Genomic DNA, 11,153 nt, shown 5'->3' with positions numbered 1-11,153 from the left:
GGCGACGCACTTCGACTCACGGCAGGACAATGAGTCGATGAATTTGCCTTAATCTGCACACAAATTTTACCTACACAGAACTATGCGGAACAACGTGCATAGACCGCTCGCGAATCAGATGCGGGAGGCGCCGGGGTGTTTTGTATTGGTGAAGAATTGTCGTGTGTGAGCCCTTGCTGCTTTTCCTTGGGCAGCAAACGTGCTAAACGACCCGAAATTGACCGAGTAAGTATGGAAATGTCGCTATGGCTGGTTTGATCTCGAAACTGTTTTCTTCACCCATCTTCACCTGGTGGAACAGCGCAACGATTGGCACGCTCCTCTTCACAAGCCGCAAGGGTGTGAAAGTAGGCGAGGACGATCAAGGCAATGTCTATTACAGAGAAAAGAACGGCCGCAAGCGCTGGGTGATCTACAAAAATGGCCCGGTGGAAGCGTCACGTGTTTCCGCAGACTGGCACGGGTGGCTGCACTACACCATGAAGGATGCGCCAAGCGAGACGCCTCTGGTTAAAAAAGCATGGGAAAAAGAGCACCAGCCAAACAAAACCGGCTCGGCTGAGGCTTATCTTCCTGCTGGGGCTTTGGGCGTTGCTGGCGAACGTGCCGCTACTGCCTCTGATTACGAAGCCTGGAAACCCTGATAGCGGTCTAACGCTGATGGGGTGATGCCAGGCAACGATGACGGAAGAAATTTATGTCGAGTAATTTGGTTGAAAGTCTGATCGGCGCGCTTGTTCTTATTGTCGCGGGTTGGTTTCTGGTTTTTGCGTACGAACGTACGGACGGCGCTGTGGCCGAAGGTTACGTGCTCTCTGCTCGTTTTGACCGCATTGACGGTCTTGGCGTAGGCGCGGATGTGCGGCTTTCTGGTATCAAGGTCGGGACCATTGTCGCAAGCGACCTCGACCCGCAAACTTATCAGGCAATCGTTAAATTTTCGGTGACAGAGCAAGTTAAGCTTCCGCTTGATACAGCGGCTGCTATCACATCTGAAGGTCTTCTTGGTGGCTCTTATCTGAGCCTTTTGCCTGGTGGTTCACTTGATAATCTTGCGGCTGGAGATGAAATTTCTGAGACGCAGGGCGCGGTTGACCTTATCGGGTTACTTGGCAAATTCATGTACGGCGACAGTGATGGCGGCAAGAAAGAATAGGATTGCCGCGCGCATCGCGGTGATTTTCTGCGCTTTTATGCTTTCTGCACCGCTTGTGGCTGCACAAGATACCTTGGGGCGGGGTGCGGAAGCCAAGGGCAATATCAGCCACAGTACGGTAACTTTACGCGCGCTGGACAAGATTACCGCCCGTATCACGGAAATTGAGCTTCCTGTGGGGGAAGAGGGGCATTTTGGCACCCTTGCCCTCAACGTTAGATACTGCCGCACCAGACCGCCAATTGAGCCGCCGGAAACCTTCGCTTATATCGAGGTTGACGATATGAAACGGGGCGGCACCCGTGAACGGGTTTTTGAAGGATGGATGGTCGCATCAAGCCCAGCGCTGAACGCGCTCGAGCATCCTGTTTATGACGTTTGGGTAATGAGCTGCAAAACTGATTCTCCGGAAGCCCAGGGTGACAGCCGCTGAAAATCGGTGCCTTCCTGCATGAGTGCTTGTTCAAGCCGCTCATGATATTCCTGCCTTGAAATCTCTCGAGTACCAAACTGTTGAAGGTGCGTTGTGATGAACTGTGTATCCAGCAGCGTGAAGCCACCCGCCTTGAGGCGTCCAACAAGGTGTACTAGCGCGACCTTGCTGGCGTTGGTTTTTGTGTGAAACATGCTTTCACCGAAAAATGCTCCGGCGAGGGAAACACCGTAAAGCCCGCCCACTAGTTCGTCTTCTAACCAGCATTCAACAGAATGGGCGAAGCCTCGGCGGAAGAGGTCGGTATATAGTTCTTCAATACGTTCACTGATCCAGGTGGTTTCCCGGCCACGTGCGGGCATGGAACAGCGGCCGACAACATCGCGAAAGGCTGTATCGACCTTAACGTCGAATTTTTCCTGGCGGACGAGCTTGGCGAGGGATTTGGGGACATGAAAATGGTCTAGTGGGATAATACCGCGGGCGTCAGGGTCGACCCAGAAGAGCTCGTCGTCGTCCCGGCCTTCAGCCATAGGAAAAACGCCAGAGGCGTATGCCTGCAGAAGGAGATTAGGGGTTATGCTATCGTGTGGCATAACCCCTAATTTACATTATTGTGGCTTGTTGTTTTCAAGGAATTTTTCAAGCCAGTGGATATCATAGTCCCCGTTCTTGAAATCCTCGTTGTTCATCAGGGCCTGATGAAGCGGGATCGTGGTGACGACACCGTCGATCACATATTCTTCTAGCGAGCGCCGCAGCCGCAACAAACAGCCTTCCCGCGTATAACCAGACACAATCAGCTTGGCGACCATGCTGTCATAATAAGGCGGGATCCTGTAGCCGGAGTATACGGCGCTGTCACAGCGCACGTTCAAGCCGCCCGGCGGGTGATATTGTGTCACATTGCCGGGGCTGGGCATGAAGGTATAGGGATCTTCAGCATTCACGCGGCATTCAATGGCGTGACCAAAGAAACGCACCATGTCCTGCGTGTAGGAAAGTTTCTCACCTGAGGCGACCCTGATCTGTTCCCGCACAATATCAATGCCGGTGATCATCTCTGTTACGGGGTGTTCCACCTGAAGGCGGGTGTTCATCTCAATGAAATAAAACTCACCGTCTTCATAGAGAAACTCGATCGTGCCTGCACCGCAATAGCCGAAATCAGCCATCGCTTTGGATACAACGCCGCCCATGCGTTCCCGCGTTTCAGTGTCGATCACCGGGGAAGGGGCTTCCTCAAGCACTTTCTGGTGGCGGCGTTGCAGGGAACAATCCCGCTCGCCCAAGTGGATGCAGTTGCCGTGGCTGTCGCCAATGATCTGGAATTCAATATGGCGCGGCTTCTGTAGAAATTTCTCAATATAAACCGCATCGTCACCGAAAGCGGCTTTGGCCTCTGTGCGGCAGGTTTGCAGCTTGCGTGGCAACTCGTCCTCGCTGCGAACGATCTGCATACCGCGACCGCCACCACCGGCTGACGCCTTAATGATGACAGGAAACCCGATTTCACGGCAAACCTTGCGGGCTTCCTCGTCTTCGGTGATCCCGCCTTCGGAACCGGGAACCACAGGAATGCCAAGCTTTTTGACGGTTTCCTTAGCTGTGATCTTGTCACCCATCATGCGGATGTGTTCAGGCGTTGGGCCGATGAATGCGATTTCATGTTCGCCGACGATCTCGGCAAAATGCGCATTCTCGGAAAGGAAGCCGTAGCCGGGGTGAATAGCATCAGCACCTGTAATTTCTGCCGCAGAAATGATGGCGGGGATATTCAGGTAGCTCTGCGCGGACGCAGGCGGGCCAATACAAACGGTTTCGTCCGCAAGGCGAACGTGCATAGCATCACTATCAGCCGTGGAGTGCACAGCCACCGTTTTGATGCCCATCTCATGACAGGCACGGTGGATACGAAGTGCAATTTCTCCCCGGTTAGCGATCAGGACTTTTTCAAACATTTGATGCTGCCCTTATTCGATAATGCAGAGGGTTTCACCAAATTCTACTGGCTGGGCATCGGCGAAGAATATCTCTTTCACCGTGCCTGCCTTTGGTGAAGAAATCTGGTTCATCACCTTCATGGCCTCAATGATGAGCAGCGTATCGCCTTCCTTGACCTTGTCGCCCACTTTTACAAAAGCGTCAGCACCCGGTGTTGGTGCCGTATAGGCAGTACCAACCATAGGAGCAGGCACAGCGCCTGGGTGGTCAGCCGGGTTAGCAGCAACTGGGGCGGCAGCTGGTGCCGCAGTTGCTGCGGAAGGCGCTGCGGATGCAGGTGCAGCGTTAGAGGCAGCAGGAGCCGTATAGTTTACGTTAGCTGGCACTTCGCGGGCAACGCGAATGCGGAAATCTTCTTCTTCCACCTCAATTTCAGAGAGGGTGGATTTATCCAGAAGCTCAGCGATTTCACGGATAAGTTCTTTATATTCTTTGATTTTAGACATGCATTAAGGCCCTTAACCCTTGATCGTTATTTGACGCGCAGCATACTCGCTATGGCGTCAATCGCAAGCACATATCCAACCGCGCCAAATCCGCAAATCACCCCTTCGGCAACGTCCGAAATATAGGAGTGATGGCGAAATTCCTCCCGCGCAAAAATATTGGAAAGATGTACTTCAATGACAGGCGTCTTGATTGCAGCTATCGCATCCCGGATCGCAACGGATGTATGAGTATACGCACCGGCGTTAAGAATAATGCCAGCGGTATCATCCGCCCCTTCCTGAACCCAGTCCACCAGCGTGCCTTCGTGATTGCTTTGGCGGAAATCGATCATAAAGCCACGGCTCTGCGCATGCTCTTTCAGCATGGCGCCAATTTCCGGCAAGGTTTGCGAGCCATAGGTTTCCGGCTCACGGCTACCCAACAGGTTAAGATTGGGGCCATTGAGAACCAGTATTCTTGGCATCTCTCTATCACTCATAGAACACGTCCAATGTTTCGACAGACTGCTTGAAGCCCTTTGTATAATGCCATATGCATGGCATGCAAAGCTGCATCGACAAGAATTCGAGCGGAAATTTTCAGCAAAAGATGCGACAAGAGCATTTAAGGACAAGAGTATCGTGATCAGTATCACCGTTAATGGCGAAGCCAAAAAACTGCCAAAGGGGCAGCGACTTGCCGAATTTCTCAAGAGTATTGGCCTTGAACCTTCCAAGGTAGCCGTTGAGCGCAACCTTGAGATTGTGCCCAAATCGACCTTTGCGGAGGTGGAACTTCAGGACGGTGACCAGCTGGAAATTGTACATTTTATTGGCGGAGGAAATAGCACCGTGGCAGGACAAAGTGATGGTTGGCAACTTGCGGGCAAAACATATAACTCCCGCCTGATTGTAGGCACCGGGAAATACAAGGACTTTGACGAGACGGCAAAAGCCGTTGAAGCGTCGGGCGCTGAGATTGTGACCGTAGCCGTCCGCCGGGTGAATGTTTCCAACCCCAACCAGCCGATGCTGGTGGATTATCTCGATCCCAAGAAGATCACATATCTACCAAACACTGCAGGCTGTTTTGACGCTGACAGCGCGGTGCGGACGCTAAGGCTTGCCCGCGAAGCTGGTGGTTGGGACCTTGTGAAACTTGAGGTGCTGGGTGACCAGAAAACATTGTACCCAAATATGCTGGAAACCTTCAGTGCGGCAGAAGCGCTGATCAAAGACGGTTTCAAGGTCATGGTTTACTGTTCTGACGACCCAATTGCGGCGAAAAAGCTGGAGGATATGGGCTGCGTGGCCATCATGCCCCTTGGCGCGCCCATTGGCTCAGGCCTCGGTATCCAAAACCCGGTTCAGATCAGGTTGATGATCGAGCAGGCCAACGTGCCTGTGCTGGTGGATGCAGGCGTTGGAACGGCCTCTGATGCTGCCGTTGCCATGGAGCTTGGCTGTGACGGTGTTTTGATGAACACGGCGATCGCAGAAGCCAAAGATCCCATTCGTATGGCGCGGGCTATGAAGCTGGGCGTTGAGAGTGGGCGGCTGGCGTACCTCGCGGGGCGGATGCCCAAAAAACGCTATGCGGATCCTAGTTCGCCGCTTTCAGGTTTGATTTAGTCGTCTGAGTACAGGACGATAGGAAAAGGCCGCTTTGAGCGGCCTTTTTTTGGTTTTGACTGTTAGTTGCTCGGTGAAGCGCTGGCCAGTTTCTCTCTCGCCCGGGCGACAGCCTGCCTTAGCCTGTCGTATCCTTCTGCACCAAGTACAACATCTTTACCGATGATGTAGCCAGGTGTGCCTTCAAAGCCGATGTCCTGGCCAATAGCCAGTGTATTACCGATGCGCTTGTCGATGAGCTTATCTGCCATATCCGCCTTGAGTTGCGTTAGGTCAAGGCCGACGCTTGTGGCGGTTTTATAGATTAGCTCTTCTGTCACGGATGCACCCGCGCCCATCAGCGCGACGTGAAATTCTTCAAATTTGCCTTGCTTGTTGGCTGCTAACGCTGCTTGTGCAGCCATGCGGGAGAGCGCTTTTTCTTCAGGCCGATCAAGGATAGGGAATTGCTTGGGAAGTAGGCGAATATTGCCGTCTTCTTTCACTAAGCGCATAACTTCAGGGAAGTGGCGGCGGCAATAACCGCAGCGATAGTCAAAAAATTCAACAATGGTTACATCACCGTCTGGATTACCAATTACCGGTGCACCCTTGTCTTCCTCGAGGAAGCTTCTGTACATCTCGATGGATGGCAGCATTTGCGCAACTGATTGGCGGCGCTGAAGTTCCCGAATTGCATACATAACAATCTCTGGATTCTCGAGCAGGTAGTCCTGCAGCACCGCCTCAATTTTTGCCCTCTCTGCCGGGTCTACCGCCACAGCGTCAGGTTTGTCCTGAGCACTGGCGGGCTGAAGGGTGACCGCTGCCGTCAGGGCGGCGGCAACAAATGTAGATTTTATTGTCATAGAGTTTGGTACTTTCTACTCAAATTCCTGCAGGCGTTGCCGATCTTGCTGGCGACGCTGCCGTTCTTGTTGGCGTCTGAATTTTTCTGCGGCCTCTTGCGACACATAAAGGATATCCTGCGCGCGCAGCCACTCTGGTGTGCCTTCGTCAAAACCTTCCATCGCACGCTGAGCATGCATTACAGCCTGCATTGGCGACCCGCCAGAATAGAAACGTTCAGCTGTTGCGAGGCTGGCCTCAGCTTCCCGACCCATCCAGGCATAGGCTTTGGCAAGGTTAAACCAGGCAAAACTATTGTTTCGGTCCTGCCGGGTGGCAGCTTCGAGAATAGGGATGGCATCCGCCATCAGTTTTTCATCCTCGGTTGAAACCATGGCCTGACCCAGAGCCGTTGCGATGAGCGGTTGGCGTGGGGCGAGTGCTACAGCCTGCTTGAATACCGGCAGGCTTTGTTCAACACGGCCGTTTTCAAACAGTATCTGGCCCTTGATCTCATAAAAATAAGGATTGTTAGGCTCCATCGCGATAAGGGCATCAGCTTCGCTGAGCGCTGCGTCCCACTCAAGTGCCTTGTGATATGCGTACACGCGAGCATAACGTGCCGATGCACTGGTATCACTTAGTGGATAGTCCCTCAGCGTACGCCGGGGTTCAAAAAGATAGCCCGCCAACTTGGCTTTCAGCCGGTTGAACTTTTCATTCATATCGGGATTCGGTGGCTGTCCTGCATAGGGGCTATCGCCGACAACTTCTTGTAGTTGCATGATACGTGTACGGTTAAGCGGGTGGCTGCGTACGTAAGGGTCCTGCCGTACTTGCGCAAGAATCTCCTGATCACGAAGCTTTTCAAAGAAGGCAATCATGCCCTCACCCGGGATTCCTGCTTCTTGCAGGTAGCGGGCGCCAGCAAGGTCGGCCTCGCTTTCCTGTCCGCGGCTGTAGGCTAGAAACTGGCCCTGCGCCATGGACTGGCCTGCCATCATGATGCCCATGCCTGCATCAGCGCCACCGGCAAGAATTGCAGCAGCGCCAAGCACCATAGAGAGAATAGAGGTTGTGCCAGCTGTGCCGAGAGCACTCGCCGTCCGCACCCTGTGTCCACACGCGATATGGCAGGTTTCGTGTGCCATAACGCCCAGAAACTCGTTCACATTATTGGCTTCAAGGATAAGGCCTGAGTGAATGAAGATATTCTGGCCACCTGTTACAAACGCGTTGATCGAATTATCATGAAGGAGATAAAGGTGCACGGAACTGGGGTTTAGCCCGGCTGCAATAAAGATGGGATCGGAGACTTCATGGAGAAAGTCTTCTGTTTCTGCATCCCTGAGGATCGACTGCGCCTTTGCGGCAGAAAAGGGCAGCACGAGCAGAAGCAAAATAGACGTGGTTATCTGTTTAAAGGCTTTTGACAAAATAATTCTCCAACACCGTGTGCGAACGCTAGGCTCCGAGGCCTTAATCGTCAATGAACAATGATTGACAAGCGCGTGAAAGCCGATCTCGAGCGATTATAAAATAGAAAGGCGGCGAAGCTGTGGCCTCGCCGCCTTAATCTTGTCACCTGCGCGGGTGGTTAACCGAAAGTGCGCTGCCACCACCCTTTACGCTTTGGGCCGCCTTCGCCCTCCGCTGGCGCTGTAGGTGCGGCCTCCGCTGAATCAGCGTCGGCGCTCACCTTGATAGACTGCACAGGCTTTTCTTTTGCTGCGGGCTTTTTAGCCGCTGGCTTAGCGGGTGCCTTTTTCTCAGACTTGACCACAGGCGCTTTGGGGGCTGCTTCAGTAGCGACAGTTGTCTCAGCTTCCTCTGCTTTCTTCGGCGCGCGTCTGCGGCGGGCAGGAGCCTTGGCTTCCTTCTTCGCTTCAGGTGCCGCTGCCTCATCAGCAACAGGCGCTGCCTCTGTGGTTTCGGCCGCTACCTTATCTGCAGCTTTGCGCCGTGGGCGCCGCTTTGGCTTTTCATCTGCAGGAACTGCGTCTGATGCAGCCGCGTCACTCGTTTGTACCTCACTTGCTGCAGTTTCTAATGCAGGCTCAGCTTTCTTGCGGGTGCGCCTACGCGGCTTTGGCTTTTCTTCCTGTGCTGCAGCCTCTGCCGCACCGGGTGCGTTATCCGGTGCAGCATCTGCTGCCGCGTCTTGCGGTGCATCGTCAGCTTTTTTGACAACGCGGCGTCTACGACGGGCTGGCTTCTGCGGCTCTGCGGTTTGTTCTGCAGGTGCTTCATCAGCCGCTACAGCTGGCGTTTCGGGGCTTGTGCCCTCGGATATACCAGCTGCTTCTCCATCGGTATTCTGCTGTTCAGCGTTCTGATCGGCAGGGCGTTCACGACGACGGCGTCCTCCGCGGCTTCCACGACGACGGCGTGGCCGTTCCTCGCGTTCACCACCGGTTTCGTCACCTTCAGCTTTATGAGCTTCAGCGCCGCCTTGTGCATCGTCTGCCGCTGCTTCGCCTGCGGTAGATTCCGGGCCTTGTGCTGCTGCATTTTCGGTGTTTTCGTCACCACGCCTACGCCTACGACGCCTACGACGCTTGCGGCGAGGTTTATCATCCTCAGATTTTTCTTCAACGCGATGGGCTTCAGGACGATGAGCCTCAGCGTGCTCTTCCTCAATAACCGGGGCCGGGCTCACGGGAGCTGCAGGGCCAATTGGCAGGGCGCTGGCCGCTCCGTCCGGTTTAACAGCGGCGTTTTCAACCGGGCCATCGGCTTTACCGCCAGCGACGTGTGCTTCGCGTGTAACTTCCACTTCAGCAGGTGCCATGCTCGGTGAAGACAGTACCTCGATGATAAAGTCGTAGCTGCTCTCAAGATCGGAAAGCATCGCGCGTTTCTTGTTGAGAAGATAGATCGCGACCTCGGGGCTCGCTGTTACCCGAACAACCGAGCTGCGCCCACGAATGCCTTCTTCCTCTAACTGGCGCAGAACCATAAGCGCTGCGGATTCGACTGAGCGAACTACGCCCGTGCCGCCACAGGCATTACAGGTTTCCATGCTGGCTTCAAGAAGGTTAGGGCGCAAACGTTGGCGCGACATTTCCATCAAGCCAAAGCTGGAGATGCGGCCTACCTGGATACGCGCACGGTCGTTCTTGAGAACATCCTTCATGCGGCGCTCAACAGCGCGGTTGTTGTTGCGCTCTTCCATGTCGATAAAATCAATCACGACGAGGCCAGCCATGTCGCGGAGGCGAAGTTGACGGGCAACTTCCTCAGCCGCTTCCATGTTGGTTTTAAGCGCTGTTTCTTCGATATTATGTTCGCGTGTGGCCCGTCCAGAGTTCACATCAATGGATATGAGAGCTTCGGTTGGGTTGATCACGATATAACCGCCGGAGCGCAGTTGCACCACAGGTTGGTACATAGCTTCCAGGTGGTTTTCGACCTGATACCGGTGGAAAAGCGGGATGCGGTCCTTGTAATGCTGCACTTTTTTCGCGTGGCTTGGCATCAAAAGCTTCATGAAGTCCTTCGCTGCGCGGTAGCCTTCATCGCCTTCAACCAAAATCTCGTCAACATCGCGGGTGTAAAGGTCCCGGATGGTACGTTTGATCAGGTTGCCTTCCTCATAAACGAGGGCAGGGGCGACCGACTGAAGCGTCAGTTCACGAATGCCATTCCAGAGACGAAGCAGGTATTCATAATCGCGCTTCACCTCGGCTTTGGTGCGTTTCATGCCAGCGGTACGGACAATAAGGCCCATTTCTTCCGGGACCTGCATGTCGGAAATCATCTTTTTCAGGCGCTTGCGGTCAGTAGCGCTTGAAATTTTACGGCTGATGCCACCTGAGTGCGTTGAGTTAGGCATCAATACACAGTAGCGACCCGCAAGTGAAAGATAAGTGGTGAGCGCTGCGCCTTTGTTGCCGCGTTCTTCCTTAACCACCTGAACCAACAGCACCTGACGGCGTTTGATCACTTCCTGGATGTTATATTTGCGCTTGAGGGCACGAAGACCACGCCGACGTGCGGCGGCTTCTTCGATTTCGGCGTCTTTCTCGTCTTCGTCGCTGGCTTTGACGTCGGGTGCTTCATCGCCATCTTCATCGTCGTGCTTTTCAGCGGGCGAGGCGACTTCTGCAGGGACATCGTCATGCGCTATTGTTTCTGCAACAGCCTGGGTTTCTGCAGCCAGCAGTTCTTCCCTGTCTTCGACCGGGATCTGATAATAATCAGGATGAATTTCGCTGAAAGCTAGGAAGCCATGACGGTTACCGCCATATTCCACAAACGCCGCCTGCAGGGATGGCTCAACACGAGTTACACGTGCGAGGTAGATATTCCCTTTAAGTTGGCGTCTTGTTGCAGATTCGTAGTCAAACTCCTCTACGCGGCTTCCCTTAACAACTGTGACCCGCGTCTCTTCAGAGTGACGCGCGTCGATAAGCATTCTTGTCGACATAAACTACTTCTCCGGATGCTCAGCCGCGCGGGCACGCCCTCAGAAAGGGGGGCGCTGGCTAAGTCCAATTTATATGATGTTATTTCAGTAGGTGTGGAGTAGGCAGTCCCCGGAAGACCACAGACAACAAAAGATGGTCGCTGCCCAATAGATATAGGCAGACCTGTCTTATGTTTTTTCAATGCGCAAAGCCTTTTGGCCATTGCCGGTTCTTGTCCTTATTCGGCTTTGGGTCCGGTGGCG

The 11,153-nt window shown here is 53.8% G+C and carries 11 protein-coding genes; 4 read left to right on the top strand and 7 right to left on the bottom strand.

Translation table 11 applies throughout. The features are described from left to right. Positions 1-245 precede the first annotated feature (245 nt). From ACOOGA_RS00540 to ACOOGA_RS00530, 3 genes are read left to right on the top strand one after another with little or no spacing between them, the layout of a single operon-like run. Positions 246-644 carry an NADH:ubiquinone oxidoreductase subunit NDUFA12 gene (locus ACOOGA_RS00540; protein WP_417460840.1) on the top strand — a complete coding sequence of 133 codons (399 nt, stop codon included), beginning with the start codon at positions 246-248 and terminating at the stop codon, positions 642-644. Positions 645-697: 53 nt separating this feature from the next. After that, entirely contained in the window at positions 698-1,156 is a 459-nt protein-coding gene (gene mlaD / locus ACOOGA_RS00535) for an outer membrane lipid asymmetry maintenance protein MlaD (protein WP_417460839.1), read from the top strand. Further along, positions 1,137-1,589 (top strand): DUF2155 domain-containing protein, encoded by a 453-nt coding sequence (locus ACOOGA_RS00530; protein WP_417460838.1) that lies wholly within the window; start codon positions 1,137-1,139, stop codon positions 1,587-1,589. Before mlaD ends, ACOOGA_RS00530 begins: the two co-directional genes overlap by 20 nt. Here the strand turns inward: ACOOGA_RS00530 and aat are convergent. The 4 genes from aat to aroQ are packed head-to-tail and all read right to left on the bottom strand — an operon-like array spanning position 1,526 to position 4,521. Next, a complete protein-coding gene (aat, locus tag ACOOGA_RS00525) occupies positions 1,526-2,185 on the bottom strand; it encodes a leucyl/phenylalanyl-tRNA--protein transferase (protein WP_417460837.1) in 660 nt (219 codons plus the stop codon). The two genes, ACOOGA_RS00530 and aat, sit on opposite strands and share 64 nt — an antisense overlap. Before the next feature lie 15 nt (positions 2,186-2,200). Then, positions 2,201-3,550 carry an acetyl-CoA carboxylase biotin carboxylase subunit gene (accC, locus tag ACOOGA_RS00520; RefSeq protein ID WP_417460836.1) on the bottom strand — a complete coding sequence of 450 codons (1,350 nt, stop codon included), beginning with the start codon at positions 3,548-3,550 and terminating at the stop codon, positions 2,201-2,203. Positions 3,551-3,562: 12 nt separating this feature from the next. Next, entirely contained in the window at positions 3,563-4,039 is a 477-nt protein-coding gene (gene accB, locus ACOOGA_RS00515) for an acetyl-CoA carboxylase biotin carboxyl carrier protein (RefSeq protein ID WP_417460835.1), read from the bottom strand. A gap of 26 nt (positions 4,040-4,065) precedes the next feature. Continuing rightward, the gene (aroQ, locus tag ACOOGA_RS00510; RefSeq protein WP_417460834.1) at positions 4,066-4,521 is read right to left on the bottom strand and encodes a type II 3-dehydroquinate dehydratase; all 456 of its coding nucleotides are present in this window, start codon (positions 4,519-4,521) and stop codon (positions 4,066-4,068) included. 142 nt (positions 4,522-4,663) lie between these two features. Between aroQ and thiS the strand changes: the two genes are divergently transcribed. After that, on the top strand, positions 4,664-5,653 hold the full coding sequence (gene thiS, locus ACOOGA_RS00505) for a sulfur carrier protein ThiS (RefSeq protein WP_417460833.1): 990 nt from the start codon (positions 4,664-4,666) through the stop codon (positions 5,651-5,653). A 62-nt stretch (positions 5,654-5,715) separates the two neighbouring features. On the opposite strand, the gene ACOOGA_RS00500 is transcribed toward thiS, so the two are convergent. From ACOOGA_RS00500 to ACOOGA_RS00490, 3 genes are all read right to left on the bottom strand, one after another. Beyond that, positions 5,716-6,501 carry a DsbA family protein gene (locus ACOOGA_RS00500; protein ID WP_420429289.1) on the bottom strand — a complete coding sequence of 262 codons (786 nt, stop codon included), beginning with the start codon at positions 6,499-6,501 and terminating at the stop codon, positions 5,716-5,718. A gap of 15 nt (positions 6,502-6,516) precedes the next feature. Further along, positions 6,517-7,917, bottom strand: a complete 1,401-nt coding sequence (locus ACOOGA_RS00495) for a M48 family metalloprotease (RefSeq protein ID WP_417460831.1) — start codon at positions 7,915-7,917, stop codon at positions 6,517-6,519. A 161-nt stretch (positions 7,918-8,078) separates the two neighbouring features. Beyond that, complete coding sequence (locus ACOOGA_RS00490) at positions 8,079-10,910, bottom strand: Rne/Rng family ribonuclease (protein ID WP_420429287.1); 2,832 nt, start codon at positions 10,908-10,910, stop codon at positions 8,079-8,081. Positions 10,911-11,153 lie beyond the last annotated feature (243 nt).

This window comes from Kordiimonas sp. (assembly GCF_965216265.1).
GTDB lineage: Bacteria > Pseudomonadota > Alphaproteobacteria > Sphingomonadales > Kordiimonadaceae > Kordiimonas.
This window is presented reverse-complemented; position numbering and strand designations above follow the sequence as displayed.